Genomic DNA, 26,750 nt, shown 5'->3' with positions numbered 1-26,750 from the left:
TAGAATTGAGATGTTATAGTTAATATTAGTAGTAGGTACTAATATTAACTAACTATTTTAGGGGTGTCATTATGGATTTATTACAATTAAAAGGGAAAAATATTGTCGTAATGGGTGTTGCCAATGAGCGCAGTATTGCTTGGGGCATCGCAAAGCGATTATTTGATGTTGGAGCAAATGTAATTTTCACATATCGGAAAGAACGTTCAAAAGGAAAAATCGAAAAGCTTTTAACAAATTACGAAGATCATAATGCAACGGTTATTGAGTGTGACGTAAACAGCGACGAAAGCATTGAAAAAGCATTCAATCAAATTGGTGAGCAATTTAAAGTAATTCATGGCATTATCCACTCTGTAGCCTTCGCACATGCCGAAGACCTGCACAACCGATTCGTCGAAACAACTCGTGATGGCTATGCCTTTGCACAAGATACAAGTGCTTATTCGCTGATTGCTGTAACAAAAGCTGCAAAACCTTATATGACAGAAGGCGGCTCTATCGTAACGATGTCTTATTTAGGTGCACAGCGTGTGCTTGACGGCTACAATGTAATGGGCGTTGCTAAAGCAGCACTTGAAGCATCGATGCGCTATTTGGCAGCGGATGTTGGTGCAGAAAATATTCGTGTAAATGCGATTTCAGCTGGTGCTATCCGGACATTGGCAGCAAAAGGTGTGCCAAGTTTCAATCAGATCCTGCACAAAATCGAAGAAACATCTCCGTTAAAACGCAACACAAACCAGGAAGAAGTTGCTGACATGACGATCGTGATGTTAAGCCATCTATCCCGCGGTGTGACTGGCGAAACGATTTATATCGATAGCGGTTATAATATTATGGGTTAGTCCTGAGCGAATTCACTACCTCCCTTGTGAATTCGCTTTTTTCTATGGTAAAATATTGGAAAATACAGGTTTAGGAGGTTTTTTCCAATGAAAAAGTATATTTCCGCATTGTTAATGGGTGCTGTTTTAATAATAAGTTTCTCGTTTTCGACAATGGAAGTAGAAGGAGCTGCAAAAGTAAAAGCAGTCGCTTATAAAAATTGCACAGAATTAAACAAAGTTTACAAAGGCGGCGTATCAAAAGGCGGAAAAACAAAATATAAACCATTCGTATCAGCCGAACTTTATAAATTAAACGAGAAAAGTGACCGCGATAATGACGGCATTGCTTGCGAAAAATAGGAGTTGTGAAATAGATGAAAATTCTCGCTCACCGTGGTTACAGTGCCAAATATCCGGAAAATACGATGATCGCTTTTCTGGAAGCCGCAAAGTTGAATATTTGGGGAGTTGAATTTGATGTCCATTTAACAAAGGACAACCAGTTAGTCGTCATTCATGATGAATCAATCAACCGGACTTCAACGGGGAAAGGCTTTGTGAAAGATATGACGCTGGAGGAGCTGCGAACATTCGATTATGGCTTATGGTTTACTCCAGAATTTGCGGGTCAAAAAATACCTACATTGGCGGAAGTACTGACAGTTTTCAAAGCGACCCCTTTCCAGATCAATATTGAGATTAAGTCAGACATTTTTGAATATCCAGGCATTGAAGCGCTCATTGCAAATGAAATACATGCCTTTAATTTAGAAGATCGGGTCATTATTTCTTCCTTTAATCATGAAAGCATTGCACGCTTCCAGCAAATTATGCCTAATGTGAAAACCGCATTGCTATTTGCTTCGCTTATTATGAACTTAGAGGAATATATTAAGAAGTTCAATACTGATGCTATACATATCCCCTATTATTACGGGATGAGATCCATTGTTCAGCAAGCCGTTAAGAACGGGATAATCGTCCGAGCTTATACAGTAAATGATGGCGCAATAGCCCGGCAAATGGAATCACTCGGCATCGATGCTGTTTTTTCTGATGTAGTCAACCTATAAAATAACTAAAACCTGTTTCAGAGAAATTCTTCTGAAAACAGGTTTTTATGTAAATATTTAGATTATTATTAGAAAAACGCTTTCAAAGAGCTAAAAATCGTGAAGTTCATTTTATCGTCAAACTTTAAAAGTTTTACTCGTTTTCACTCCCATCTCCTTTGAAGTCAGACGTCTGTTTACTGTATATTTATAGTAACAACTAACGATTCGGAGATGAAATTATGAATACGGAAATTTTGTCATTTGTAGAAAAAATGGAAGCAGCTTTACTTAATGATTTAGTCACAACAGACTCTTCTGACTTATATGAAATTGCAGTTGAAATGATTGCTCAGCATAAAGATTCTTATAAAAATATTTGCCAAGCGTATGAAGTAGTTAAGCATAACTTAGTAGGATAGAATATTTTAAAGTCTACGAACCATTAATATTACAAGGTTTCACTTTTTCTTGGTCATATTTTTGGTCTCTGATTTAATCTTTCTAAATATTATTAATCGGGGTACAACTGGGGTACATACTCTTTTGTACCCCAAAACAGAAAAAGCATTAGGGCAGGTGCTTTTATAAATGTATATAAAAATAAAATTAAGCCTTCCTCTACTATGTGGAAGGCTTTTCCTATATTTATATATGTTGTTATCTCCAATGATGATCCGTATTAAACTAGATTGATTTTGATTTATAATAATGTCCCCCGCTTAGGGGTCAAATTAGGGGGCAACCCCTTTTCTTTTTTAATCAGTGCAATATCACTGGAATTATAGTAAAATTTAACCATAACCTTAAGGAGGATTTACCATAATGAAAAAACTATTATTTAGTGCAGCACTTGTATCAGCTTTACTTTTAGGTGCATGTGGAGACGATTCAAGTTCATCAAACGATAAAAAAGAAACAGCTTCCGGAGAAGTAGAAAAAAAGGGGAAAACAATCACTGAAGCTGATATTCAGAAGTTATATACTGAACCAAAGAAATTTAAAGATTATCAATATGACTTTGTAGGTAAAGTGTTCACTACTCCTGAAAAGGATGACGAGGGAGTTTACCTCCAAGTGTTTGCAGACCACGAAAATTCCGAATTAAACACAATTGTGTTTTATGAAGATCCTGATTTTGAAGTAAACGGCGATGATTATGTAAAGGTTTCTTCTACAGTAAAAGATGTTTTTGAGGGAGAAAATATGCTTGGTGGTAAAGTTACGGGTCCAATAGTTGTCGCAAGTAGCTTAGAAGTGGTAGATTACGCTACAGCGGTTGCACCTACTTTAGAAACTATCGAAGTTAACCAAGAAGTTGACCAAAACGGCTTCTTAGTAAAAGTAGAGAAAATTGAAATTGCCAAACCCCATACTCGTGTTCATTTGAGTGTTACCAATAATAGCGAAGATAACATTTCTTTCTATTCAGGAGATGTTAAATTAATTTTAGATGGTCAGCAATTGGAAGAAGAATATGTGTACGATGCCAACTATCCTGAGTTACAATCTGATTTATTACCTGGTATTACTACATCAGGCGTAATTGCATTCCCGACTATTGACCAATCTGTAACTAATTTAAAAATTCATGCCGAGGGCTATAGTGATAACTACGAACTCGATATTAAACCATTTGTATTCGAAATTAACAAATAAAAATAAAATAAGCCCTCCACAGATCATTGTGGAAGGCTTATTTTTTATTGTACTGCATATGTTCTAAGCTGGTATGATACTCCATCGATGATTATTTCCCTCACTTGTAGTAGATTGATCGTTATTTTTGCATCCGGAAATACCACAAAAGACATTCCGAAAAAATCGAGTGCGTACATATCTTTTATATGGTAAATACTTTCGAATTCGAGTTTTTTTAAATCCGTTTTGAAAATATACTTGTGCATTCTTCTCACCCCCTTATTACCAACCAATTTACAATAAGGTCTTGGTAAAAGGAAGTGAATATCCGAAACTTTCTTTTTAGGAGCATTATCGCATAATTCGACAAGCAGATTACTGTCTATCCGCAGGTGTCAGATATTTCATTCCGAGCAATCGTTTCATTTCTTCGCTCACCCAGTTCCTCAGGGCAATATTACTGTAACTTCTCGTTTCATCGTATCCCCTAAATAATATGAAATAGTATGTCATCATTTCATCAGATTTCTGCTTATCGATTTTACATCCTTTCTTATATAAGAAGTCCCTTAACTTTTTAAATTCCTGAAAGGTTTCATTAATTTTTGAGTTATACCATTCTTCGACTACATCTTTCATTTTTAGATGCGATATGTGATCTCTGTCACGCTCCAGTGTTTTTAAGAATAATTCCAGTACAATGTACCGATGAATATCATCGCTAAGCCCCATGAATTCTTTATGCATTTAGTCCACTCACTTTACTGATTACTGGATATACCGCTAAAATATTGTCTATTTTAAATGTTCGTTTAGCATGTCGAGTAAAACAGTAAGCTTGCACTGTATCGCCAGCGATTTTAATTAATTTAATGCGACGCTTTGTAAGCGTATTATCTTTGGCCATGTATATAATATCTACGATTTGGTTGTATTGCATTGACTTTTTAATCTGCTCCTTCATAAACAACACCCCACTCTTTTTTGTTTATTATAGAACAAATGTTCCTGTTTTTATACAGGAAAATTTTACAGATAATTTAATCTAAACGTAAAAAAGCCCGCTATCACAAAAGATAACGGGCTGTATTTTATTTAGTGAGTACAAACCTTTTCTCTGAACCATATACTTTTTCTTCAACTTGTGCTGGTGGGAAGCCAAGGTTAATCAATACTTTCTTCAACCCTCTCGGACCTTCTCCTGGGTATCCAGAAGAAAAACCTCCCTTTATTAATATCTCGCCGTCTGTTCCAATTAATTTTGTTTCATAATTAGGTGTTTTTAGAGTATGACGGTGTTCGACTGATTTTATTTCTCCCACCACATTCCCTAAATTTTTCACCACTTCAATTGCTTGGTTAGTAGTATCAATTTCTTCTACAATAAGAATCATATATATTCCTCCTTTTTCCATTAATACGTTTCTAAAAGAATAAAGTTTCATAAAATATGTAATTTTTTATACAAAAAAGCCCACTACCGATTATGGTAATGGGCTTTGGATTCACTCAAAAGTTCGATTAATTACTGCAGCTTGATAGCTAAGCAGCTGCACATCACTATATTGATTAATTTTTGCATCTGTATGCGCATCTGCACTTATGACACCTTTATCTCGCGCTTTCTTTAACAATGCTCTAATTTCATTGCGTCCTGTTTCTGTCAACATGACTTCATCATCTCCTGTCGGGTTAGTATTTTCAGTTGGTGGCTTCGGAGTAATTGTAGTAACACCAAAGTAATTGTTAATCCCTTCAAATGTTAGTTGTGCTTGCTTTTCAATTTCAAAAGCAATGATTTTTTCATCATCTAAATTACTGATAAAACCGTATTCAATTAACACAGCAGGCATTTTAGTTAATCGGATAACAGCAAAATTCGCTTGTTTCATACCACGGTCACGAAGTCCTAACTTTGAAACGATAGCTTTATGCACATGTAGCTGCAGTTTTATTGTATTGGCACTTATTTGACCATTAAAGATAAATGTTTCGAAACCTGTTGCGGTCTGGTTTACTGCACTATTGTCATGCAATGATAAGAATATATCTGCACCCCAAGTATTTGCTAGTTGAGCCCTCTGTGTAAGTGAAAGATACGTGTCAGTGCGCCTCGATAGCCTTACTTCATATCCTTGTGCGATTAATTTCTTTTCTAAAGCTAGAGCTACTTTTAAAACATTTACTGCTTCTCTGGATTTTGCTCCAATCGCTCCAGGATCTTGACCGCCATGTCCAGGGTCAATAAATATCTTTTTACTCATCCGTAAACACCTCATTTTCCGGTGCGTGATAGCATTCTTTGCACATTGGCTCGCCATTGAATACGTTAAGATTTTCTATGTCCTTACAACAAACAACACATTCCATGTTACTCACCATCCTTTTTTAATTTTTTATAACGTAAAGCTTGTGAGCTATCATATGCACCGGGTGTTGTGGGATCGATGACAATACCCATTAATCCCAGTATCATTAGTACAGTTTCTGAAATCCCTGTAACTTGCTCGCTATATATGGTAATATCCACATTAAAAATACCCGCTATTTGATTAGCGAGTACAATGAGTAAAGCTATTAATGACACCCAAAATTGTTTGTGCTGCATACGTACTTTCCAATTGATTTTCATATAAATTCCTCCTATTTAAATAAAGCTAAGAATCCTGCGATAACTGTAACCAAGCCACCGCTGCCAAGCGCACCGTATAATGCCACTGTTGCTTTATCTTTATTGTCCAATTTCTTTATGGCAATTTCTTGCTTCGCTTTTGCGTCGAATTCCATTTGTTTGAGTGCGTGTTCAGCAAATGGTTTGAGCAGGTCGCGCGTTTCTTTACCGTCCTTCATGACCGTTACTTCCACATCTTTTTGCCCTTTTTGCAGATTGGTCATTTCTGCTTTAAAACTTGTCATTTCCTGCTTAAAATCTAGATGTTCTTTTTCAAGTACTTCTATTCGTGGTAAGATGTTTTGATTGATCGCTACATCGTGTTCACCCACTTTTTTAAATGCTTCTTGCATGGATGTCACCTCCGGCATCCCTATTTCCCCCAATCTGTTTGCTACATAAAAGTGTGTATAAATTGTGTGCTGTGAGACGCATCAAGATTATATTTTGGGCACTGGTGTACGTTTCGATTCGTCTGAGAAAGCAATATAAAAGCCCCCCACGATATAGTGGAGGGCCAATATTTGTTGAGCTTGCTACCGTACTCTCTTAAGTTATTCTAAGCTCTTCTCTAGCTTTTCTTTGAACTTCTGACATATTGTTTTCCTTTTGTTTTTTATAAAACTCTCGAAGTTGATTTAAAATTAATGAGTACGATTTAGATTTACCCTCTAATTTATTAATTCCTTCTCTCAAATTTTCTAAATTTACTTTTAAGAAATGAATGCTTTCATCATGAATTAACTGAGATTGAGAATTTGAATTTACTATGGAAATTAAAGTTGTTAATAAATTTTCAGTTTGTATAATTTCTTTTTGAGCTATACCGATTTCTTCATTTATATCTTCTATAATTTGATGTACAACAGATAGCCCTTCTTTAACGTCAACTATTTGTTTCATAATGAACCTCTCCTTTATCTACTCAATTCGACAAAATAGGAGGATATCCTTTTACGGCATAAAAAATAACGCTAGCCGATTGACTGCGTTTCTTCTGCGGATATAAATACTTTCCTTGAAAATAATAAATCCCCAATCAGTACAAATTCCTCTTTATTGGCACTCTGCTCAATATCATTCAATGCTTTGTCATAATCATCTACATTTAAATTGAATGTTTTATCAGCAATGGTAATAGCTAAATTATGATCAGTTGAATTGAGTTCTTCAGTATAACGGATAGCAAAGATTTTGCCTTTATTCAGTACCTTTTGTCCGATGCGTGCAACAACCGTTGTATTTGAATTAAGGAGCTTTTTCAACTTTTCTAAATCCACCTCACCGCTGATCCCCACTAATACATTTTCGTTTGTTAATAGAAATATTTTCTTCATTTGTACCCTCCTAAGATAAAGTTAAATAGCCTTGGTCAGTGCCCCAAAGCCTTACATATAAGCGTTTAGATGAACTACTATATCCGAAACCTAAGCCCATCGTGTCGCTAAAAGCAAAATCTTGATACGTATACCCATCTAGTGTTGCTGCATCGATATTTCCTAGTCCTGTGACGTATGCCCCACCAAAGTCAACGGATCCAGAAAATGAGGTATCACCCCATAAGGAAATATCGTTTGAATGGATTGTTAAGCTATCACCATTACTATAGATTTCCGAAAAGAAATTGAATGTAATCGATTTATAGCTTGTATCTCCTGGATAGCCTAATTCTAAATTGTTCCCAACCATTACATTTTGCGTTGTCTGAATATCACCTGAGAATGTTGCACCTTGTCCGAAAATTTGACCTACAAAATCAATGCGTTCTGCTTCAATTAAAACGGCTGTTGCCGATTGATTAATTCTGGATGCAATTTCATTACCGTTATAATCGGTATACGATACCTTTTGAGTAATTTCAAAAGCCGTTTGAGTAATCGAGCTTTCTGCATTACTGATACGATTCCCAAAAGCATCTAAGGTGCTTTGCTGACTGCTAACTGTCGATTGTATCTGATTGGCTTTAATGTCCACTCGAGCAATTGACGTATTTAACTGCTCAACCTCAAGCGTAATACGCCCCTCAGTTTGTGTAATGGCACTACGATATTCATCTTTCGCCTTCTCTATCACTCTGTTGGTTTCGTCAATCTGTTCCTGCTGCTCGACCAATATATCGATGGAAGACTGAATTAACGTATTGCCGAATACAACACTCTCAGTAACAAGTTCTCCATTGCGTAATACCTTTGTTTGCTTTAATATACGTGTCTGTATTTCAATACCCAGTGGCTCGTAGATCAACCATATACGCTCACCGATAGCCCGATTAGTCAACTCAGGTATTTTTGATTCTATTGCTAAGTCTGGAACGTCTTTCAAGGAGTTTTTAATATAATTTAGCAAGGCCGCCCTATCTTTAAAGCGATCATCGCGAATTGGTGGGGCTTCTTTGAATCCATATACGCTAACGTTTGGCGAAGTATAATCAACCTCTAAACCATCTGCGCCAAATCCTTTAATATATGTGTAAAGATTTGTTGAGTCCTCGATTAACACAACATCACTTACATTATGTTTATAGCGATACTGGTAATCTTCATCAGGACCTATTTCCTTTGCAAAATGCAATCGGTTATTCGGCAAAATCTGATACTCGCACGCATGGTATTTACAGATTTTATTAACGAGCGAAACAATATTGTCATTACCGAAGTCCGTAATGTAATTTGTAATATTGGCAATTGAACTATCTACAGTAAACGTCCATCCAGTGCCAGCTAAAACAAAATTTAGTTGATTATTTAACGTATGGCTGCCACTAAAAATACCGTGCCGCTGTGTTTTGGATTGTTCGAAAAATATAGATAGAGCTGTAATATTTTTGCTATAGACGCTATCCCGATACTGCTTTACTTTAAAGTCATTGTTTTCTACTGTAATAACCGTTTCTGATTTCAACAGGTCATAGCCTGGATTGTTTTCGCCAGGAAAACAAGAAGACGACACTGTAAAAGTGCCGTCTACTGATTGCTCCAATTTAAAATCGGTGCCGATATTGATTAAAGGCTCAACTTGCGAGCCATCTAAACTAGTGACGTAAAACAAGTTATCACCTTCTTTGTTATAAAAATATACTATTCACTACTTCTCAACATTTCGGGTAGATTCTAATATTCTTCCTTTTCCTAATAAAATAGGGAATTTCGTGTTAATAATTTTTACAATTGGCAATAATACTAATAATATAATTGATAATTCTATTATTGACAGGATATTAGAGTGTATAATATCTATCTGCAATTGCACTTTTAGCATATCTAATCCCCAAATCCCTATAGGATAATGTAAGGTGAAGATAATAAGTGAATTTTTACCGATATATTCTAATCTTTCGGATTTTTGAATGAATTTAGATAAACAAACAAATGTAGTAATACCAGCTATTGCACATATTATTAACCAGATAAATAAAAATACTCTCTCTGTATTTACATATTGATATACGAAATATATTAAGTCTGGACTTAATAATAGTATTAAATTTAGAGAGATACATATAAATACAAAGAGACCGGCTACTACTTTACTAACTTTCTTCAAATCAGCTAATTTAATAGGGTAAATTCGATATAGATTACCTAATTGATAATAAAGCAAATAATACATTGCTGTATCAATACTCCAAATCCAAGTTGGCGCTTCTATTACTTTTAAAATTACTACTGAAATGAAATTAATAATTATGATCACGACTAATAGTAATCCATTATTTTTGATTACTTTTTTAAGAACGTAATACATTATCTCTATAACAAATAGACCAATTAAAAACCAAAGGGGAACATTGTAAAAAATTTCATTTCGTTTCCCTTCAATGAAACTTTGCAAGGTTGCACTAGCATCTAAATCAACTTGGCCGATGACGCTATAACAAATTATAGAGATTATAGAAAAAGTGATATAGGGAATTAACAATGTTTTGGATTTCTTTTTTATCAAATGCCCTATTGAATTGTATTTGCTAATATTCATTAAATATCCTGAGATAAAGAAGAATAAAGGCATATGGAAAAGATAAATATAATTCAATAATTCTGGCGACAACCTTTGATGTCCCATAATCACTAAAATAATTCCTAATCCCTTTAGTATATCAATCCAATTGAAGTGTTCTTTGTTTTGCACGTTACGCAACTCCTTTTCACATACCAAACCCTCCTTTTTATACCACTTTTTATATAAAATTACCATAAGTTATTTGTATATCTTCAATTAAGGAATAGATTAAGCATCAACTTTAAATGATACATACCCAGCCCAAACACCAGTAGTATGACCTTCTCCAGAAATAACAATACTGCCATTAATGCTATCGACAAACATATTGACTAATTTCGCTCCGGTAATATTGTAAACAGAAAACCTAACACTTTGTGATGGTCTGAAACCTTCCGGTAATTGACCTATAGATATGGAATTATTTGCATTTCCATCCTTCATCCCGATTTGCAAATGAACCACACCATCTGCAGTTTTACAATACTTCGTAACAGTAGTAGCGCCAACATTCACCCACCCGTTGTTTAGCGTTACTGTTTTCCAAGAAGAATCCTTTGTATAATTCAATATCCTTCTAACGCCTGTTGTAAGTATCTCTAAACTGTTTTTAACTTCAAATGATCCGCTCGCGCTTGTTGGGGCAATAAGTGCAATAGAAGAGTTCGAAACTTGAGCTATAGTACAAGTATCTATGGATATCGGACCCGTTGCATTACGAAAACTCAATAGAGCGAAATCAACTGAGTTAGTCGACAACATACAATCTCTAAAAGAAAATGACATTAATTTCGTATTTACTTTAGGTATATTAACCATACCGTAAGTCGATTGTTCAAACCATGTGCCGTTAAAACTGCAAGGTCTAGTTCCGTCTAAATCAGGAATGGTTATATCATAGCCATTCTGTACGAAGATACCACCATTCACATTGACACCCGCGAAACTTTCACTGTTTAAATAGTTGTAAGAAAAACCTACATCACATAAAACGATGCGAGGATGATTCACAGTGTTACCACTACCTTCAAACTGAATACCAACAGTGCAATTCGATGCGAATATATCATTGAATAGACAATCAAAAATTCCAACGCCTGCCGGTTCTGCATTTCCTCTAATACCTGCATATAAACCTTCGAAGTATAGTCTTTCGAAGGTTCCAATTGCCGAGTTGTAATTCGCTAACGTACTACCCCCTAAAATACCAGTAACAGTTCCCCCGACACTCGCATCTTTAATAAATTTAAAATTGCTTATGGTAACTCCGTGTAGTGATTCATTTGCAGTATCGATAATCGTCCCGCCGGAACTTTTATAGAATTTAAGAACAGTGTTCATCATATTTTGTCCGTATAAACTTACTCTACCTTTACGTTTAACTGTATTATTTAAAAGATATACACCTGCTGGAAAATAAACATTATATCCATTGATATTTGCGTAATCAATGACCGCTTGAATAGCAGGCTGATCGTCTTTAACCCCATCTCCTATAGCCGCAACTAACGGTGGTGGTGGGGATTTGACGTTAATTACACGTTGCGCTAAATTGTTAGTTGTTCTATTATCGAATTCTATAAATTCTTGTTTTGTGGGAAACTCTAACTTAACATTTCCATTTTCATCAGGCTCAATGTTATTTACAGTACTTACTGCCCCAGTACCGTCAATTCCTCCCATTGCAATAAGTTGCCAATTAACTCCATCGTCATCTGGTGGTACATTTTGTTGTTCCTTTAAAGACACGTACGAATTTTTTCCGTACCTAACAATATTATTCGGGTAATAAGTTAACGAAAAGTCATATTCACCTTTATATCTCATACTCGCAATTAGATTGTTAATGTCAAAAATAGCTTCTCTTGCATCACTAATAGCATCTATCGTTTCCGATGTAGCGTTGTTAGCGTTAATAATTACAGCTTCAATTTCAGTTAATTTAGCTTCGTACAATTCAGCCATTGCCTGTATATCTTCGATGGTAACATTTGCATTGTCTATTGCTTTAGTTAATTCAGTTAATACATCTTCGACCGAGGAATCACCACTAAGAATATTGATTTGCATTTGTAAATTATTAAATCGACGTAAAATATCCCCGAACGTATCGTTCATATTTTTCCGACGTTCGCGATCAATCGGTGAATCAACGTTATATAAATTCTCCATTTTATCACCCCTACTTATATAAAAATCTAAAATTAAAAGCGACACTTTGTATAGTGCCGCCTGTGACTGTAAAATTATTATTTCCGACTACTATTGTTAGCAATTTGAAATTGGTGTTTCTAAAGGCACTGATACCGTTTTTCAGCGTCCGTACACCTTTTATAACCAATGTATCTGTTGCAGACAAAGGACCGTTGAAACGATACGTCTCGCCTGTTGTGTTATTCGTAATTTGCAAGTAGCTTACTGCAGTCGCTTTAATAATAATTTCAAGCTCGTTCTCTCTCGGATCAATCGGGGCATTCCCTAAATTTTTCACGGTAAAATCATTGGAGCTAAAAGTGTACTGTAAATCCTCGTCCCAACTAATCGTCCCATCCCACGCCCAGACATCAGCATCCCATTCTTTTACAGAGCTGGTGGTCGCAATCGATTCTGCGTATTTATTGACGCATAACCATTTCAGACCGTAATTGCCTCTCTTGTTCTTCTTTACTAAAGAGAAACTGCCATCAGAGCGAACATACCAACGCCTGCTCGGTACCTTTGTATCGATTACATAGAACGGTTCCAGATTTGTAAACAATGCGAATACCTCCGCTCTAAATAAAGCATAATCGGTTAAGTCCTGCCCTTGAATCTGTAGTTCACAATTAATATAACGAGGTCCATAACTGGCATCCGTTACGATATATCCGCCGCCTGCTATGTCCTGTACTGTATTTTGTACATTTAAGGATTCCGGCTCAAACTCAACAACCCGAATCCCTAACTCCTGCAAGTTGTAGCGAGTGCCATCTTGCTTAATGAGTATTAACGTCATTTATCGCACCCCCTTAACCATGCTTCTAATCGCTAAATTGTTGCCTTGATTAACCGAAACCGCCTCAAACGTTACATCCGCAATTTTTCGACCATCCAAGAAAATCGGGGCCGGTTGTATTGCTATTTGTGGCGGATCTGCTTGTGACTGGCCGTAATTATAAACATTAGAAATATTGCTTGTTGATGTAGATGGCTTATCTAACCCAAGGTTTAACTTTACGTCTCTCAATGGATTGACGATATTAAGTTCCGGCTTCAAGTACTCACCCATTTGAGCAGCAGCTTTCAGTAATGCCGATTCATTCTTATCAACACCAATTGTAAAGCCCTTTGCCATATTGCCCGCGACAAAATCTCGCATCCAACGGCTCGGACTGTGAATATCCAGTGCTTTTTGAATGGTACTCTTAACCGTTTCAGCAATTGCTTTCGCTTTCTTTGCCAGTGCCGGTTGCATGCTGGATAAACCATCTAGTAAACCTTGTCCTGCATTTTTACCGACTTGATGGAGCGTTTTAAATTGCTTTTCCGTCCCGCCGATAACGTCCTTAATTGCTTTCTGCCAATCTGTATTTAATTGTGTTAATTCGACATTAGCTGCATCACGCAATGCCTGTATGTTAACTTGTGTTTCCTGTTTTAGCGGCGCTAATTCTTTAATAGCTGTTTCTCTAGCTATTCTCGATTTTTGTTGGTACAAGTTTTGATAATTTTTTAGTTCTTTATCAGTCATCGAGTTTAATGCGCGCAATTGTTCAATTGCTTTAGGACCCATAGACTCCAGCTCATCAACCAAGCCCGCTGATAAATTCCTTTTGCGTAGAGCTTCTAATTGAATTGCCCAATCTTGTAGCGACATCACTTGGTCTCGTAGGTTTAAAGTTAAATCTAATTTGGAGACAGGATCCTGTTTTGTTACTGCATCAAATAAACCGTAATAACCTAAGATTGTTTGGTAACGGCTCTCAAGCGCATCATTATATTTCTTATTCTGTTCTTCCTCGCCTTTTATTAAATCATCATTAATTTTTTTGGCCTTTGTTAAATATTCTTCATTTTTCGATGTGATAGCATCGTTGATTCGGTTTACATTATCTCGATACGTCTGGCGTAAAGTTACGAATTCCTCGGAACCGGTTTTGAACTGTTTATAAGCTGTACGCCAATATTCAGCTTCATCGATTAAGCTAAGTTCGTTTAATTTCTTTTTGCCCTCAATAAACTGCTGGATTGCTTCAAGCTTTTGTTTAGAAAGCTCCCCTTCTTTTTTAGCAATGTCTGCCGAAGCTTTGGTATTAATATCTGTTAGCTTTTTATGCATATCTGATTCAAGTTCACGAATCTTTTTCGCATCCACTTTTTTTAGGTTGCTGCGTTTAGTTGCATGGTCTTTTTGAATTTTTGTGCGTTCTTTTTCAGCTTCTGCTGCTATTTTCGAAACTTCGGTACTATTTTTTTTGGTCACATTAAGGATAACTTTAGATAAGTCGTTCGCCGCTTTTTCATTTTCCTTCTTAGTTGATTCCATACCTTTCACTAAGCCTTGACCAACAAACTTACCGATTTCTGTTGTTTTCTTTGAAGGAGAGTGGGTATCAAAACCAGTTCTACCTGTAAACGCATTTAATACAGAATCCGCTACTCCTTTTACTGCGTCAACTACTTTACCCGGAGCGTCCTTGATACCTTTAATTAACCCACCGACTACATCTTTACCAATCTGAAGCATCTTACCTGGTAAGTCTTTGATTGCTCCAATTGCATCGCTACTAATTTCTTTGAACTTTTTAACAACATCATTTTTCAGTTCAATAATTTTATTCTTAAAGTTCTTAACCAAATCTTTTACAAAATTGATGACTTTGCTAGACCATGTTTTAACTGTTGAAATTACAGTTGAAGTTGATGTTTTGAATGCACTAACGACAGTAGTCCATTTTGTCTTAATTGTATTAATAAAGGTTTTCGCTAAATTGGTTACGAGGGTACGAATGCCGCCGACAAACGATAAGGACATCAAGCCCATGATTAAATCAATGGCACCTGAGAAGAGTTGTTTTACACCTTCCCACATCTTGCTAAAGTCGCCTGTAAACAAACCACTGAACACTTTAACTACGCCCATAATAATATCGAGCGCTCCGGTAATCACATTTTTAATTGCATTCCAAATATACTCAACAACCGCAAGGATAGCAGGTAATACAAAATCAAAGACCGCTTTTGCCCCTTGTAAAAAGTTCGTGACAGCTTGAACAATCTGCTCGCCGTTTTCCGTCCAAAATTGCTGTAATTTAGCTAGCTGTTCCTGAACAAACGGTACAATGGCATCAAGAGCATTTTTGATATGTGTAACCACAAAATCAAAGGCTGTTTGAACTGTATTTAGAATCGTTTCTCCATGAGCTTCCCACACAGCCTGTAAATTTGAAAGCCCCTGGTCAAAGTACTCTCTTATCGTGCTGACTACTTCTGAAACAACCGTCTTTATTCGTTCGAACGCCGTCAAAAATGGTGCAGTATCGAAATTCTGTATAACACCCGTTAACAGTTTAATACCTTGGATAGCCGGTTCCAGTAAAGGTGCACCGAGTAGTGCTTTTAAGTTCTCCCATGCTTGATTAAGGTTTCCTAATTGGTTTTCAAGGCTGTCTGATTCACGGGTTGCCTGTCCAGTAGCACCAGCCATGTTCTGCATAGCAAGCGCATATTCAAGGCGCGTGGCTTGTTTAGTTGCTTCATCGAGACTGGCCCACTCTTTTGTAGCGCCAATTAGTCCCTCTTTCATTGCATAACTAGCCATTTGTGTTTCATTGGCAAATAACCCTATTGCTTCTCCGCCCTCGTAGTTACCCTTGATGAAGGAGTTAAGTGCTGAGTTCGCATCATTAAATGACAGGTCATAAAAGGCTGCCGCATCTGCTACAGCTGTAACTGCCTTTTCTGCCTCAGCCATTGCCGTATTTGTGTCTAAACCAAGCCCCTTAAACATTGAAGTCATTTGGGTAAAAGCAGGCTTGATTCGGTCAGGCATCATACCAAAGTTTTCGCCTAATGTATTAATTGTTGATTGCGCTTGTTTTTGTAAGTCACCGAACACTTGCCCAAATTGAGCATTCATTGCCTGTGCACCTGCTGCTGCCTGCACTAACGGAGCCGCTAAACCTCCGACCGCCGCACCTACTCCTACAATGGCAGTAGCACCAACTGCTGCGACGGAAGCCAGTGTTTTAAAACCACTTCCTAAGCTTTTTAACTTACTGGAACCCGCTTTATCCAGCCCATCAAATTCTTTTCCTATGTCTGCTACGCCTTTTGCGACGGAGCCATCGTCAAGCAAGACATCAACTACAATTGACCCATCTGACGCCAAAAAGACCACCTCCCATTTGCTAACCGCTCATGGGACTCGGTGGTCCTCTATTTTTCGACTTTATTTATAGTGTTGCATCGTGTGCATTTGATTTCTGCTTTACCTTCCAGCATGCCGAGCTTTCGATTGCATTTAATGCATCTGACTTCTTTCATTCGCTCACCGCCTTATTTTTAAGCGCGTAAGCTCTCTTTAATTTTTCAACTTCTGCCCGCTGCTTACTGCTACTTTTTCCGGTTGGCAATGGCATCTGACGTATTTCAATTACCTTTTTGAATTTGGTGTTATCGCTCAGACCGGCAAGCAATGCTCTGAATTTATACCAATGCAATTCACCTTGCTGCTCGATTAGATCAATGCCATAATCCTGCATAAAACTTGCGTAAATGTATTCAGCATCCTGCTGCAGGTCATATAACTGCTCCGATTCTTCCTCGTTTTGCCGTGGCATTGGATTGCCGAGCAAGTCATATTCGAGGTCTCTGTTTGCATCGTTACCGATTAAGGCTTGATAAGCCTCAAAGAAAACCTTTGCTTGTTCATCAATCGGCATGTCTAACGGTTCATCAAACAACATCTTGATGCCAAGCAATATTTGCATTTCGTCCGTTAAATCCTTATCGCTCAGCATTTCAGTGAGATTCAATATATTATCAAACGACATATCCACTTTGTATGTTTTCCCGTTGATTTCGATGGATTCAACAAGTTCTTCATTTAGCTTGAACATACGGATCACTTCTTACGTTTTTTCTGTTTCTTCTGCTTTTGCTTTAGATAATGCTCGGCTTTTTCTTGCTGTGTAAATTTGTTACCTGTTGCCTGCAGCTCAGCTGTCAATGAGTAGCATAATTCCTCTAAAATGTTGATGCATTGCATAACTGAAGATGTTTGTTCATAAATTTGGTCAAATGAGGATGGACCCAATAAAAATTCAAAACCACGTTTTAAAGCCTTTTTCGTTACTTTAATATCATTACCTTTGATTTTAGAAAGATCCTCTGTGAAAGTCTCAGCTGCTTCCGCTAATTTTGCCAACCCATCGTCTGATGTATCAAAAGTAAACTTTAACTCCCCAATTTCAACTGGAATACCTGCTTGTGTTGTATTAATTTTGATTACCATGTGTAATCCCCCTTATGTTAAGTAATTAAAAAGGAGCGCTACTGTGCGCCCCTTCGTTCGTTATCCTGTTGGTTGTTCTACTGTTGAACCTACTGTAATAGACGGTTTGTTCTCCCATCCGATTGTAAATGTGATAGGTGCGTAGTCAGATGCTTCTCCGCCAGCCACAACAATATTTGAAATAACTGCTGTGCCTTCTAAAATCGTGCCGTCTGTACGCTCCTGTTTATACATAACGCGTCGGCCGTCACCTGTTTCAAACTCTTTACCGTAAACAATTAGTTGAGCCGGATCATCTAAATCCAATTGCCCTTCCACATCATAAGCTTTTCTAACCGTCTCAATATCTGTTGTCGGTGTGCCATCGCCATCATAGTATGCGTATTCCTCTGTTGTTTCATCGGATGCATCATTCACGGCTGTGATACGGTGAGCCAAGCGTTTGTAGTCTGGCGCTACTTCACCCTCTGTTAATTCCGCAATAAAATGTCTCGTTAAGGCGTTTTTGTTACGTGCCATTATTCAACCACTCCTTTAAATATAGTTAATTCGGCGCTTATGGATAGCACCCATATAAAAAACCCTTGCTCGTCCTGTTGCAGGAAAGAAGGGAATGAGGTAATCACTATTTCTTGAAATTCGTATGAGTTATTGGATGATGGTAGATCCGTCAAGTTTTCAAGTTTTTTAGACAAGACATTTAAAGCATTCATACAAATGTCCTGACGCTTGCTTTTGACGTTTATTTGTACTTGATAAGCCTTTTCCCTATCTCCATTCATAAACACGACCTGCGCGCCCCCAGGCATCGCCATAATACTCATACTTTCATCATCTTTTAATAATCCGATTTGACTTGTTAACGGTTTGCTTAAAGAGCTCCCAGTTAACCTTTGACTGTTGATGTATTGATTCAGTTTCAATAAGAAATCCAGTTCCATTTATTTCATCGCCGCCTTTGCAACGCGCTCCCAACTTTCCAGATGAATTGCTTTTGCTTTTTGGTCCCATTTCGGGCCGGTTCCTGGTGTCGTATAGTTCACCTTCTGATTGTAATAATGACGGCGAGCATACGGGACGTGCCAAATAATCGATTTACCATCAATAGCAATACTAGATTGATTGCGTAAATCGCCACTAAGCATCGGCGCATAACGATTAGCATCAGCATAGACCTGATTAACAAACGCACGCTGCCCCTTTTGTGTCATTTCATTCATTCGCACACCAACACCGGTGAGTTTCTTTGATACCTTAATTCTCGCCATTACAACACCTCCAGTTCGAAATGGTGAACATCGGCGCTAAAAGGCTGATAACAAGGAATGGCTTTTTGAACAACCAACTCCCGCCTATTAAAAATAACAAGTGATTGCTCCTCGAAATTCAAAAAAGGCGTGCTATTGACCGCATCTATAAAAATCACACCATTTGCGACGATTCTAGTTTGTGTACCATCACGACTAAAGACGGTTGTTTCATCAATTCGCACTCGCTCAATCGTTACTGGATTGCCATAAGTTGCGCTTCCAAAATCATCCGTGCCATTATAAGCCCGATAAACAATGGTATGAGGTAACATGATCTTTGGTATCGGTGGTGCTCGCATATTAACAACACCTCACACCGCTATATAGTAAGCCAGTGTATTGTAAATACATCAGCGCATCACTTGATAAGATGTTGTTCTCTACATTAGCGCTAGCCTTTCCAGAAATCGATGTACGCCCGATTGTAACGGATTGAATACTAGACAACCCATGAGCTGTATTCGCCCCCATATCGTCAAAATAATCAATTTGAGCCGCAACTGCTTTTTTGAATTGTTCTCGTCGATAAGGTACGTCCATGTTAATATCATTGAATTGATAAAAAGCGCGAGTGGCGCTATCAATCACATCACTCGCTTTCTGTAATAATTTCGGGAATGCCTCTTCAGTTCCAGAAGCATTGCCCCAAAATTTATATTCCTCATAAGTTAGGTAAGGCATTACTGCTCACCTGCCCCCTCGAATAAAGCTAATAGTTCCGCTTTTTTAGCATCTGAAGGATAATCGATGTTTAGTTTTTCTAATTCTTCCTTCAACTCTGCAACTGTTAAATCGTTAGGTGTTTTTGGTGGAGTTTCATCTTCAACAGCTACAAAAAAGCCACCACCAAATTTCGCTAAATTGGTAGCAGCTTCAATAGATCGTTCAACTGACATTTCGATTTCTTGATTCTCGGTATATTCTTCTTTCGAATGAACATCCATGAATGGTTTCGTTACTTTAAATTTTGGCATTTTCTATTTGCTCCCTTCTTAGCCTACTGGCGTTTCTACTGGACCTGTGACTTTAACAACAGCTTTCTTGTTGTCATTTGGAATATACTCGCCGGCTTTACCAGCACCTTGTAATGCTACCCCGTCAAAGTCCTCAGATTCAAATGTACGTGCTGTATTAATGCCTGTGAACGCTTTTGCTACTCCATCAATAAATACATAAGCTACTTCACCTGTTTGAGCAAGAGATTCCGGCAACTCTTGAATTTCAAAGCCTTTAAAACGGAATACTTCATTGTTGTCGATATTAGTACGAGAGTTTTTGCCCGTAGTCATTAACGGATGGTCAACTATTGCATTGTATAAAGAAGGTGTAACAACGGCCACTTTATTTCCAACCGCTTCGATATTGATGTAGTATGCTGCTAAACGATTGAATAACGCTAATACTGAATCATTTGTATAGGCAGTTAACGCTTCTGTTTTACCTGCAACAGAAGAAATAAATGCACCGTGGTGACGGTTGAATTCATTTACTTTCATTTGCGCTTGTAAATCCAAACGATCGGCAATGGCAGCATTGAAATCATTATTTACTGTGTGACGGTCAATACCCTCGTGGAACTTCCATTTCCATGTGTACGGTACGTCAGTATCAACGTATATAATTTCTGTACGTTCACCGAATCGAGTTGTATTTCCTGTACCTGAGCCAAACGCAACATTTGGATCAGTGTTATATGTTCCTACAACTACCGGAATATCTGATGTCTTAACAGAAAAAGCAGTCGCATTGTTTGAAATGCTATCCAATGCTTGTAACCCGCCTGTGAAGAATCGCCCGAAATATGCTTGCTTTCGGAATACGGCTGTCATTAATTCTGTGAATTGCTTTTGATAAATACGTACAGGTTGATCGTTGTTGTCACCTGCAGCAAAGAATTGTAATGATGGTAATTGAATGAATAACTCTTGTTTTTTAATTTCCATGGATAAAATCCCTCCGATTATTTATATTTTGCTAATTTAGCAGCGAACGGATCGTCTGTGCCGTTGCCTGCCGGTGGAACGTGTTGACCACCGCTAAACGATGGTTTGCTTTGCTGTTGTTGCTTTTTAAAATCCGGATACTGTTCTAAAGTTTGTTTTAGCGCTTCATCCATCGTCACTTCTTCAGTCACGCGAGTTTTCGCTAACACAATTAAATCCGTTAACTTCTCTGGGGCAGCATCAAATTTTAATGCGGTTAATTGAGCAGCAAGTGTTTCCTTTTCAGCTTTCGTTGCTTTTAAATCTTTACTTGCTTGTTCCAGTGCAGCGGCTTGCTTTTCAGCATCCGTTTTCTGTGAATCCTGCCACTCTTTAAATTTCGTAATGCCATCTTTCGCATTTTCGAAACCTTCAAAGCCGAGTGACTTTAATAGCTTTTCGGTTGCCTGAGCAGTTTCTTTTTTAATGAGATTATTTACATCCTTTTGTGTGAATGTTTTTTCATCTTTCTGCTCCTGCTGTTGCTGTTCTTGCTGTTGTTCCCCTTCGCCTGGTGGTGGAGTAACTTCTCCCTCGGCAAAGTATTGTAAGTTTAATAAAACGAGTAATTTGATTTGTTCTAACATTTATAAGCCCTCCAATAATGGATAATGTACTTACGTTTCTTTATAGCGTCGAACGTATAAAAGACATAATAAAAAGCCGTATTGCTACGACTCAATTTTTAAATTTCATGTAATTACTCTCTCTTTGTCATAACGTCTTGTTAAACCATGCTCTGCCACAAACTCAGCAACCTTGCCCTGACGCTCTCTTACTTTCTTTTTGAACTTGGAAACCGTTTCCTCGTCCTCTGTAACCATAGCCAAATTTAAAGCACGCTTTGCCTCTCGAACTTGGCGCTCATAATAACGCTGTTGTTGCATGAGTTTGTATTCCTCATTAGCTTTCGTTTCATCGACCTGTATCTGATTGTTTTCATTGATCCCCTCAACGTAGGGGTACAAAATATGCCTACAATTGATACCTCGAATCCCGTCCTGCTTTCCATAGCCGAAATCATAAATACTCGGATATTCTGGGTTGCTTGAAGGATTGCTCATGGAACAGATACCGCCCTGTATTTTGGCGCAAGACGGACGAGCATTTGAATAGCTGTTAACAAGAACAAGATCCACGCCGTACTCTTCCATCCGGGACAAGCGTAAATCATTATAGGTTCTATTGACTGTGCTACGAATGACCGTGTCCACGTAATGCTCAAGATACCAGTTGCGCCCTCCCTTATCGACAAAGCCTGTTTCAATACCTTTCTGCTGCCACTTAATCACTGTTTCCGTAACAACCTGGTTAATGGTCTTGTTACCTGCTAAAACCTGTGCTGTCGTTTCCTCAACGATTTTACGGTACATCCGAGTGACTGTTCCCTCGCCGTAATTGGTGGTAATAAGCGTTTGATTGACGAAATTATCAATCTCGCGAAATGTTTGTTTTACATACGATTCAAGTACATTGTCAATATCAGTAGGCAATGGCTTTTGTTCATATTTTGCTTTTGCCAACTGTTGGTCAATACTTTCAATAGAGCTATAACCGACATCTTGAAATATATCCTCAATCATTTCAGTAGCGAGCCCAGTTGTTTCAGCCAATGCTTTAATGGTTTCTTGATTGAGCATGCGTAACTGCTTCATCTTATCGATTTGCCACTGCAATACATAATCTTTTCCTTGCTCAGATGGTGCTTTTAATCGATTTGCAATCTGACGGAATAACTCGTCCTCTAAAGCTGCGTAAATATCACTGATCTGTGAGGTGTATTCGTTAAATTGATAGGGGGTAATGACTGGACCTGCCATTTAATCACTCCCTCTGACCGAATAATACGGATTCTTTTTGTAGCTGCTGTAAAGAGGGTTGGCCGGACAATTCCTCTTTTTGGATTTCCTCGATTAGCAGAATAGCCTCCTCTTCGGTCAATCCATGAATTTTCATAATTGCTTTTAGCCTCGACTGCAGGCGCGAGCTGACAAGTAAAATCTGCTCATTAATATCTGCAAGTCTATCTTGGGCAATTGAATCGTCAAAAGTAACGGTCACATCGTATTCAGCTGGTGGCGTATATAACTCATATAATTCAGCAACAACGCCAATACACTCAATTAAATCGGTAATGCCTTGCTCAACAACGTTTTCGTGTGATTGCTTCGTTCTGAATGTCTTAGAATTTTCACTTACTACCTCAGTAGCCGTTTTCATGCTTTTTCCATCAAACGTAAATGCTCCCGGACTAAAGCCAGTCTGCATAGCCAAGATATTTAAAAAAGCGTTGATAGCTGCAATGTGCTCGTCAACGCGTAATTCAACCGATATGTCATGTATTTTGTCGCTATCCATATTGCCATCGCTAAATGCCTCATACGTTTCGTCCGACGGGTCAAAATAACGGTGAAACTTTTGCGTCTCAGGATCCAGGACAGTTTTAACCATGTGAGCAGGAACTAAAATACGCTTCTTCCCTAATCTAAATTCGCGAATGAACGAATCAAATGCTATATCAATTGCTTTGATTGTATCAAAAGAATTAGCGTAAACCGAAACACCCAATGGAACAGTACTGTCAATGTTATTGGCGATGGCCGGCTGGAAATAAGCGAATAAAGGACGCTTAACATTATTGAGCCTTACTTCTGCTTCTAAATCATCGAACAGGATAGACAAAGCAACCTTTGTCCCTAAGTCAACACCTGTCGCGCTCTCATACAGCTCGTTTTTAATGACGTATTCAGCACCCTCAAACGTATGCCACTCTAAGTGAGTGTAGGTTTTACCTTGTTTTTTAATCTCCGAAACAAAAACACCCTCCGTAATGTTGGTATTTGTCCAACTAATCGGAAGGAAGCAGTCTGCTGTCACATATGACAATTTAATTTGTCCGTCTTTTACATACGGTTTAACGACCATGCCGCCCTGAGCGAACATAAATTCAAGATATTGCTGAAAATTGCCGTAAAATTTGTTATTTTTAAATACATCCTCAACAAACGTATCAAAATCATCGTCCGATACGCTGATAGCGCAACGTTCATTAAAAATTAAGGATGCCATTTCATTTGCAATTACTTTTGGCATGCCCAGTGTCGCCATTGTACGAGTTTGAACGCCCTTCTCAATTGTGCGATAGGCCATGTCGTGCAATTCGGGCAGATAACCCTTGTGCATCTCACGCCATTTAATAATATCATTGTAAAAGTCCTCGGGTAACGATACCTTTTTATGGTCCGTCACACTTTCCAATTGCTTAATCAGTTTCAATTTCACACCTACTTTCCGTATAAAGCCTTTGATTCCTTCGAACATGGTTTCACCTACTTCCTAAAGAAAAACGATTACCTCTAGGGTAATCGTTATAATTTATCTATTCTTCTTTTAATTTCATCTTTAACAGCTACATTAGAGGAATTAACGACCTTATTATTTAACACTGAGATTAACCCTTCGAAATATCTAATGATTTTTGACGCTAGCTCTTTAAATAATTCATTTTTATCCGAATCTTTTAATCGAGCTTTATATATTTGGTCATACTCAAATTTAAAATTTCTTACTTTTGTTTCAATGTCCAGCAATTCACTGCGTGTTATCACTTGAGTTTTAATAGCACTATCTATCGACCTAAAAAACGAACTCTCAATATCATATAAATATGGTCCTTGTTTAAGTATCTTTTCGAATGTATAAATATCGGATGTTATACTTTGCATATGTTTTTTGCTGTTAAACGTATATGGTGTAGGTTCGGCATTCACAGTTAAAAAGGAGTAAATTAAATAGAGTAATAAGCCAACCCCTAGTAAAAATAAAAAAAATGTTAACAACAAAACCACCCCTTACAATATTTGTAAGAATATTATACACGTACGTATCGTTTAAAGAAATAGTTATGTGCATATCTGCATTCATCCAACGCATGGTTATAATCATCGATAGGCTCGCCGTTATCCAAACGGACATACATTCCAATTTCTTTGAAGAAGTCGTAATGATCGTACTCACTATCCGTTTCTACCACAAAGAATTGTTCATCAGCAATCGAGTTTTGTAATCGCTCAATACCTACCTCTTTTCCTTTTGATTTCTTTTCTACATCCTTCGCGTTGTTGTCAGCTTTGCTTGTTTGAATGCCAACTTCTCTCAGTTCTTCCCGTAAAGATAAACAAGCTGGGTCAACAAAGAACTCCGAATAGCGCATCTCAAACTTGTTCACGCACCATTCCACAAACCTTTTAAGCTCTTTCGCATAAGTAGACATTGCTTTTATATGGCCCGTATCTGCTCCACTGTGATAATAGTTGGCTACCCGTAGCAATCGAAACTTTCCTTCAAACTGCACAACAATATTACAACTGCATGAGGTCGCATCAGACTGCCCGCCATCAGCTACAAAGAACATTTCATATACTATCCCTCGGATAGCAGGTAAAACGTTATCTTGCATGCTGAACATCGAATAAATGACACCTTGTGGCATGACCCGTTTACCTTCCCAATCTCGTTCAAGCAAGTATGGATTTTTGGATAATACTTGATAAATCTCCCGCTTACGTTCTTCTGTGATAATTGGGTTATCATGAATCGTCCAATGCATCCAGCGTGTATTCTGTACTTCGAATACCTCTTTAATTACTGGATGATGAGGAGCCGGGGGGTTAAGGTCTGCTAAATGGTAACGATCCAATGCAGCGAAAGTACGACGAAAACATTCTTGTATCATCTGCATATTGAGTAAGTTAATCTCACAGAAAACAACACTGCCAAGTGACATACCTGTAATAGCGCCGACACTGTTTGATTTACCGCCACCCTTGTAATACACCTTTTTAACGCCATTCAGTGTATGTATTTCTAAGTGGGAGCCGTGTTCATCATGCTTAATGCTGCACAAAGGACCGAATATATGCATAAGCCCTGTGCCATCACCATCAATAAAAAGGCGGTATGCTTGTTCCTGGTTGTAAGCAACAATGAGATGGTTTGTATCGCGTGTCCAAGTTAAATAATCAGCATACCGGAAATGCCCGGCTGTTGTTTTCCCTGAACGTGGCGTACCTTCCAGTACATCAAATGTAAAATCATACGGACGAAAGATGGCTTCAAGCTGTTTGGTACTAAATTTAATATCAAGCTTCGCCATTAGATTCACCACGCTTCATTTCCTCGTATTGCTTGCGCCCTTCTAATAATGCATCCAGTAAACTTGTATCCTTCTTATCACCACGTAGTTTAGCTGCACGCATTTGAGCAAAGTCTGTTTCAGCTTTAAGTTTCTCAGCCTGTAGCTGTTGCAACGGTGTATCTCGCCACTGATCCGGCTTGCGATTTTTCAGCCAGAAAATTTGCGCTGTCGTGTCAGGTTGCACTTCTTTTGTTACAACCTTAGTAACCACTAACCGACCTGAACCGTCTTCAACCATCTCTCTTGTAACTTCCTCGTATTGATAACCTAACGCACGTTTAAGCAAGGCATTTTCGACTTGACGGTCAATGACTTCCTTGCCCTTTTTTAAGGCCTCTAATATCTCTAAAAACTTGTTCTTCCAATTGTATAAGGTAGCAGTGCTAATTCCGATGTTCTTTGCTATCTGTTCATCTGTTAAGCCATCTCGAGCCCAACCCTCAATCTTTATTAGTCCTTCCGGTGTGAGCCATTCTTGGTACTTCCCCTTCGCCCCACCTTTATTAACTTTCCCAATGGCATCACCTCATTATGCTAATTGCTTTGTAAAATAAAAAAACACCCCGAAGGATG

General features: G+C 38.0%; 33 protein-coding genes and 1 pseudogene. 5 read left to right on the top strand and 29 right to left on the bottom strand.

Annotated elements, in window-relative coordinates; all coding sequences use genetic code 11:
* The first annotated feature begins 68 nt into the window (after nucleotides 1-68).
* The 5 genes from MHH37_RS06755 (at nucleotide 69) to MHH37_RS06735 (ending at nucleotide 3,541) form a co-directional block, all read left to right on the top strand.
* Entirely contained in the window at nucleotides 69-848 is a 780-nt protein-coding gene (locus MHH37_RS06755; RefSeq protein WP_269454591.1) for an SDR family oxidoreductase, read from the top strand.
* A gap of 87 nt (nucleotides 849-935) precedes the next feature.
* Nucleotides 936-1,190, top strand: a complete 255-nt coding sequence (locus tag MHH37_RS06750) for an excalibur calcium-binding domain-containing protein (protein WP_342575532.1) — start codon at nucleotides 936-938, stop codon at nucleotides 1,188-1,190.
* A 14-nt stretch (nucleotides 1,191-1,204) separates the two neighbouring features.
* Nucleotides 1,205-1,903, top strand: a complete 699-nt coding sequence (locus MHH37_RS06745) for a glycerophosphodiester phosphodiesterase (RefSeq protein WP_342575530.1) — start codon at nucleotides 1,205-1,207, stop codon at nucleotides 1,901-1,903.
* A gap of 221 nt (nucleotides 1,904-2,124) precedes the next feature.
* Entirely contained in the window at nucleotides 2,125-2,304 is a 180-nt protein-coding gene (locus MHH37_RS06740) for a hypothetical protein (RefSeq protein ID WP_008404951.1), read from the top strand.
* A gap of 403 nt (nucleotides 2,305-2,707) precedes the next feature.
* Nucleotides 2,708-3,541 (top strand): DUF5067 domain-containing protein, encoded by an 834-nt coding sequence (locus MHH37_RS06735; RefSeq protein WP_342575529.1) that lies wholly within the window; start codon nucleotides 2,708-2,710, stop codon nucleotides 3,539-3,541.
* A gap of 44 nt (nucleotides 3,542-3,585) precedes the next feature.
* Here the strand turns inward: MHH37_RS06735 and MHH37_RS06730 are convergent, their stop codons facing one another.
* From MHH37_RS06730 to MHH37_RS06590, 29 genes and pseudogenes are all read right to left on the bottom strand, one after another.
* On the bottom strand, nucleotides 3,586-3,789 hold the full coding sequence (locus MHH37_RS06730; RefSeq protein ID WP_342575528.1) for a hypothetical protein: 204 nt from the start codon (nucleotides 3,787-3,789) through the stop codon (nucleotides 3,586-3,588).
* Between the two features lie 109 nt (nucleotides 3,790-3,898).
* A complete protein-coding gene (locus tag MHH37_RS06725; protein WP_342575527.1) occupies nucleotides 3,899-4,270 on the bottom strand; it encodes a hypothetical protein in 372 nt (123 codons plus the stop codon).
* Nucleotides 4,263-4,487, bottom strand: coding sequence for a transcriptional regulator (locus MHH37_RS06720; RefSeq protein ID WP_342575526.1), 225 nt, complete (start codon nucleotides 4,485-4,487; stop codon nucleotides 4,263-4,265). The genes MHH37_RS06725 and MHH37_RS06720 overlap by 8 nt, the downstream gene beginning before the upstream one ends.
* A gap of 127 nt (nucleotides 4,488-4,614) precedes the next feature.
* Nucleotides 4,615-4,917 (bottom strand): hypothetical protein, encoded by a 303-nt coding sequence (locus MHH37_RS06715; protein ID WP_342575525.1) that lies wholly within the window; start codon nucleotides 4,915-4,917, stop codon nucleotides 4,615-4,617.
* 111 nt (nucleotides 4,918-5,028) lie between these two features.
* The gene (locus MHH37_RS06710; protein ID WP_342575524.1) at nucleotides 5,029-5,787 is read right to left on the bottom strand and encodes an N-acetylmuramoyl-L-alanine amidase; all 759 of its coding nucleotides are present in this window, start codon (nucleotides 5,785-5,787) and stop codon (nucleotides 5,029-5,031) included.
* Nucleotides 5,788-5,894: 107 nt separating this feature from the next.
* The gene (locus tag MHH37_RS06705) at nucleotides 5,895-6,155 is read right to left on the bottom strand and encodes a phage holin (RefSeq protein WP_342575523.1); all 261 of its coding nucleotides are present in this window, start codon (nucleotides 6,153-6,155) and stop codon (nucleotides 5,895-5,897) included.
* Nucleotides 6,156-6,166: 11 nt separating this feature from the next.
* Nucleotides 6,167-6,565 (bottom strand): hypothetical protein, encoded by a 399-nt coding sequence (locus MHH37_RS06700; RefSeq protein ID WP_342575522.1) that lies wholly within the window; start codon nucleotides 6,563-6,565, stop codon nucleotides 6,167-6,169.
* A gap of 178 nt (nucleotides 6,566-6,743) precedes the next feature.
* Entirely contained in the window at nucleotides 6,744-7,097 is a 354-nt protein-coding gene (locus MHH37_RS06695; protein WP_342575521.1) for a hypothetical protein, read from the bottom strand.
* A gap of 71 nt (nucleotides 7,098-7,168) precedes the next feature.
* Nucleotides 7,169-7,531 (bottom strand): hypothetical protein, encoded by a 363-nt coding sequence (locus tag MHH37_RS06690; protein ID WP_342575519.1) that lies wholly within the window; start codon nucleotides 7,529-7,531, stop codon nucleotides 7,169-7,171.
* Between the two features lie 10 nt (nucleotides 7,532-7,541).
* The gene (locus MHH37_RS06685; RefSeq protein WP_342575518.1) at nucleotides 7,542-9,242 is read right to left on the bottom strand and encodes a prophage endopeptidase tail family protein; all 1,701 of its coding nucleotides are present in this window, start codon (nucleotides 9,240-9,242) and stop codon (nucleotides 7,542-7,544) included.
* A gap of 36 nt (nucleotides 9,243-9,278) precedes the next feature.
* Nucleotides 9,279-10,322 (bottom strand): acyltransferase family protein, encoded by a 1,044-nt coding sequence (locus tag MHH37_RS06680; RefSeq protein ID WP_342575517.1) that lies wholly within the window; start codon nucleotides 10,320-10,322, stop codon nucleotides 9,279-9,281.
* 99 nt (nucleotides 10,323-10,421) lie between these two features.
* The gene (locus MHH37_RS06675) at nucleotides 10,422-12,365 is read right to left on the bottom strand and encodes a glycosyl hydrolase family 28-related protein (protein WP_342575516.1); all 1,944 of its coding nucleotides are present in this window, start codon (nucleotides 12,363-12,365) and stop codon (nucleotides 10,422-10,424) included.
* 10 nt (nucleotides 12,366-12,375) lie between these two features.
* Entirely contained in the window at nucleotides 12,376-13,188 is an 813-nt protein-coding gene (locus MHH37_RS06670) for a phage tail family protein (protein ID WP_342575514.1), read from the bottom strand.
* A complete protein-coding gene (locus tag MHH37_RS06665; protein WP_342575512.1) occupies nucleotides 13,189-16,563 on the bottom strand; it encodes a hypothetical protein in 3,375 nt (1,124 codons plus the stop codon). It lies immediately after the preceding gene.
* A gap of 151 nt (nucleotides 16,564-16,714) precedes the next feature.
* On the bottom strand, nucleotides 16,715-17,293 hold the full coding sequence (locus tag MHH37_RS06660) for a bacteriophage Gp15 family protein (protein ID WP_342575511.1): 579 nt from the start codon (nucleotides 17,291-17,293) through the stop codon (nucleotides 16,715-16,717).
* A gap of 5 nt (nucleotides 17,294-17,298) precedes the next feature.
* Nucleotides 17,299-17,688, bottom strand: coding sequence for a hypothetical protein (locus tag MHH37_RS06655; protein ID WP_342575510.1), 390 nt, complete (start codon nucleotides 17,686-17,688; stop codon nucleotides 17,299-17,301).
* Nucleotides 17,689-17,748: 60 nt separating this feature from the next.
* Nucleotides 17,749-18,207, bottom strand: coding sequence for a phage tail protein (locus tag MHH37_RS06650; protein WP_342575509.1), 459 nt, complete (start codon nucleotides 18,205-18,207; stop codon nucleotides 17,749-17,751).
* Nucleotides 18,207-18,629, bottom strand: coding sequence for a minor capsid protein (locus MHH37_RS06645; protein WP_342575508.1), 423 nt, complete (start codon nucleotides 18,627-18,629; stop codon nucleotides 18,207-18,209). The genes MHH37_RS06650 and MHH37_RS06645 overlap by 1 nt, the downstream gene beginning before the upstream one ends.
* Nucleotides 18,630-18,956, bottom strand: a complete 327-nt coding sequence (locus tag MHH37_RS06640; RefSeq protein ID WP_342575507.1) for a minor capsid protein — start codon at nucleotides 18,954-18,956, stop codon at nucleotides 18,630-18,632. It lies immediately after the preceding gene.
* Nucleotides 18,956-19,297 carry a putative minor capsid protein gene (locus tag MHH37_RS06635; protein ID WP_342575505.1) on the bottom strand — a complete coding sequence of 114 codons (342 nt, stop codon included), beginning with the start codon at nucleotides 19,295-19,297 and terminating at the stop codon, nucleotides 18,956-18,958. The genes MHH37_RS06640 and MHH37_RS06635 overlap by 1 nt, the downstream gene beginning before the upstream one ends.
* A 1-nt stretch (nucleotide 19,298) precedes the next feature.
* The gene (locus MHH37_RS06630) at nucleotides 19,299-19,679 is read right to left on the bottom strand and encodes a hypothetical protein (protein WP_342575503.1); all 381 of its coding nucleotides are present in this window, start codon (nucleotides 19,677-19,679) and stop codon (nucleotides 19,299-19,301) included.
* Nucleotides 19,679-19,972 (bottom strand): HeH/LEM domain-containing protein, encoded by a 294-nt coding sequence (locus MHH37_RS06625; RefSeq protein ID WP_342575502.1) that lies wholly within the window; start codon nucleotides 19,970-19,972, stop codon nucleotides 19,679-19,681. The genes MHH37_RS06630 and MHH37_RS06625 overlap by 1 nt, the downstream gene beginning before the upstream one ends.
* Before the next feature lie 18 nt (nucleotides 19,973-19,990).
* Nucleotides 19,991-20,941: a phage capsid protein gene (locus MHH37_RS06620; protein ID WP_342575501.1), complete on the bottom strand. Its 951-nt coding sequence runs from the start codon at nucleotides 20,939-20,941 to the stop codon at nucleotides 19,991-19,993.
* A 17-nt stretch (nucleotides 20,942-20,958) separates the two neighbouring features.
* A complete protein-coding gene (locus tag MHH37_RS06615; protein WP_342575500.1) occupies nucleotides 20,959-21,567 on the bottom strand; it encodes a hypothetical protein in 609 nt (202 codons plus the stop codon).
* A gap of 105 nt (nucleotides 21,568-21,672) precedes the next feature.
* Complete coding sequence (locus tag MHH37_RS06610; RefSeq protein ID WP_342575499.1) at nucleotides 21,673-22,800, bottom strand: phage minor capsid protein; 1,128 nt, start codon at nucleotides 22,798-22,800, stop codon at nucleotides 21,673-21,675.
* 4 nt (nucleotides 22,801-22,804) lie between these two features.
* A complete protein-coding gene (locus MHH37_RS06605) occupies nucleotides 22,805-24,301 on the bottom strand; it encodes a phage portal protein (RefSeq protein WP_342575498.1) in 1,497 nt (498 codons plus the stop codon).
* A gap of 47 nt (nucleotides 24,302-24,348) precedes the next feature.
* Complete coding sequence (locus MHH37_RS06600; RefSeq protein ID WP_342575497.1) at nucleotides 24,349-24,819, bottom strand: hypothetical protein; 471 nt, start codon at nucleotides 24,817-24,819, stop codon at nucleotides 24,349-24,351.
* Nucleotides 24,820-24,851: 32 nt separating this feature from the next.
* Complete coding sequence (locus MHH37_RS06595) at nucleotides 24,852-26,135, bottom strand: PBSX family phage terminase large subunit (RefSeq protein ID WP_342576223.1); 1,284 nt, start codon at nucleotides 26,133-26,135, stop codon at nucleotides 24,852-24,854.
* A gap of 160 nt (nucleotides 26,136-26,295) precedes the next feature.
* Nucleotides 26,296-26,694 (bottom strand): annotated as a pseudogene (locus MHH37_RS06590) (transposase); the annotation flags it as partial.
* Between the last annotated feature and the right edge of the window lie 56 nt (nucleotides 26,695-26,750).

Source organism: Solibacillus sp. FSL K6-1781 (genome assembly GCF_038630735.1).
GTDB classification, from domain to species: Bacteria; Bacillota; Bacilli; order Bacillales_A; family Planococcaceae; genus Solibacillus; species Solibacillus silvestris.
The sequence above is the reverse complement of the archived record's forward strand: the minus strand, read 5'-3'. Positions and strand labels throughout refer to the sequence as shown.

What these genes read in the sequence shown, in the direction of transcription:
- MHH37_RS06750 (WP_342575532.1), top strand. Translation starts at nt 936, where the DNA reads ATGAAAAAGTATATTTCCGCATTGTTAATGGGTGCTGTTTTAATAATA.
- MHH37_RS06745 (WP_342575530.1), top strand. Translation starts at nt 1,205, where the DNA reads ATGAAAATTCTCGCTCACCGTGGTTACAGTGCCAAATATCCGGAAAAT.
- MHH37_RS06740 (WP_008404951.1), top strand. Translation starts at nt 2,125, where the DNA reads ATGAATACGGAAATTTTGTCATTTGTAGAAAAAATGGAAGCAGCTTTA.
- MHH37_RS06735 (WP_342575529.1), top strand. Translation starts at nt 2,708, where the DNA reads ATGAAAAAACTATTATTTAGTGCAGCACTTGTATCAGCTTTACTTTTA.
- MHH37_RS06730 (WP_342575528.1), bottom strand. Translation starts at nt 3,789, where the DNA reads ATGCACAAGTATATTTTCAAAACGGATTTAAAAAAACTCGAATTCGAA.
- MHH37_RS06725 (WP_342575527.1), bottom strand. Translation starts at nt 4,270, where the DNA reads ATGCATAAAGAATTCATGGGGCTTAGCGATGATATTCATCGGTACATT.
- MHH37_RS06720 (WP_342575526.1), bottom strand. Translation starts at nt 4,487, where the DNA reads ATGAAGGAGCAGATTAAAAAGTCAATGCAATACAACCAAATCGTAGAT.
- MHH37_RS06715 (WP_342575525.1), bottom strand. Translation starts at nt 4,917, where the DNA reads ATGATTCTTATTGTAGAAGAAATTGATACTACTAACCAAGCAATTGAA.
- MHH37_RS06710 (WP_342575524.1), bottom strand. Translation starts at nt 5,787, where the DNA reads ATGAGTAAAAAGATATTTATTGACCCTGGACATGGCGGTCAAGATCCT.
- MHH37_RS06705 (WP_342575523.1), bottom strand. Translation starts at nt 6,155, where the DNA reads ATGAAAATCAATTGGAAAGTACGTATGCAGCACAAACAATTTTGGGTG.
- MHH37_RS06700 (WP_342575522.1), bottom strand. Translation starts at nt 6,565, where the DNA reads ATGCCGGAGGTGACATCCATGCAAGAAGCATTTAAAAAAGTGGGTGAA.
- MHH37_RS06695 (WP_342575521.1), bottom strand. Translation starts at nt 7,097, where the DNA reads ATGAAACAAATAGTTGACGTTAAAGAAGGGCTATCTGTTGTACATCAA.
- MHH37_RS06690 (WP_342575519.1), bottom strand. Translation starts at nt 7,531, where the DNA reads ATGAAGAAAATATTTCTATTAACAAACGAAAATGTATTAGTGGGGATC.
- MHH37_RS06675 (WP_342575516.1), bottom strand. Translation starts at nt 12,365, where the DNA reads ATGGAGAATTTATATAACGTTGATTCACCGATTGATCGCGAACGTCGG.
- MHH37_RS06670 (WP_342575514.1), bottom strand. Translation starts at nt 13,188, where the DNA reads ATGACGTTAATACTCATTAAGCAAGATGGCACTCGCTACAACTTGCAG.
- MHH37_RS06660 (WP_342575511.1), bottom strand. Translation starts at nt 17,293, where the DNA reads ATGTTCAAGCTAAATGAAGAACTTGTTGAATCCATCGAAATCAACGGG.
- MHH37_RS06655 (WP_342575510.1), bottom strand. Translation starts at nt 17,688, where the DNA reads ATGGTAATCAAAATTAATACAACACAAGCAGGTATTCCAGTTGAAATT.
- MHH37_RS06650 (WP_342575509.1), bottom strand. Translation starts at nt 18,207, where the DNA reads ATGGCACGTAACAAAAACGCCTTAACGAGACATTTTATTGCGGAATTA.
- MHH37_RS06645 (WP_342575508.1), bottom strand. Translation starts at nt 18,629, where the DNA reads ATGGAACTGGATTTCTTATTGAAACTGAATCAATACATCAACAGTCAA.
- MHH37_RS06640 (WP_342575507.1), bottom strand. Translation starts at nt 18,956, where the DNA reads ATGGCGAGAATTAAGGTATCAAAGAAACTCACCGGTGTTGGTGTGCGA.
- MHH37_RS06635 (WP_342575505.1), bottom strand. Translation starts at nt 19,297, where the DNA reads ATGCGAGCACCACCGATACCAAAGATCATGTTACCTCATACCATTGTT.
- MHH37_RS06630 (WP_342575503.1), bottom strand. Translation starts at nt 19,679, where the DNA reads ATGCCTTACCTAACTTATGAGGAATATAAATTTTGGGGCAATGCTTCT.
- MHH37_RS06625 (WP_342575502.1), bottom strand. Translation starts at nt 19,972, where the DNA reads ATGCCAAAATTTAAAGTAACGAAACCATTCATGGATGTTCATTCGAAA.
- MHH37_RS06620 (WP_342575501.1), bottom strand. Translation starts at nt 20,941, where the DNA reads ATGGAAATTAAAAAACAAGAGTTATTCATTCAATTACCATCATTACAA.
- MHH37_RS06615 (WP_342575500.1), bottom strand. Translation starts at nt 21,567, where the DNA reads ATGTTAGAACAAATCAAATTACTCGTTTTATTAAACTTACAATACTTT.
- MHH37_RS06610 (WP_342575499.1), bottom strand. Translation starts at nt 22,800, where the DNA reads ATGGCAGGTCCAGTCATTACCCCCTATCAATTTAACGAATACACCTCA.
- MHH37_RS06605 (WP_342575498.1), bottom strand. Translation starts at nt 24,301, where the DNA reads ATGTTCGAAGGAATCAAAGGCTTTATACGGAAAGTAGGTGTGAAATTG.
- MHH37_RS06595 (WP_342576223.1), bottom strand. Translation starts at nt 26,135, where the DNA reads ATGGCGAAGCTTGATATTAAATTTAGTACCAAACAGCTTGAAGCCATC.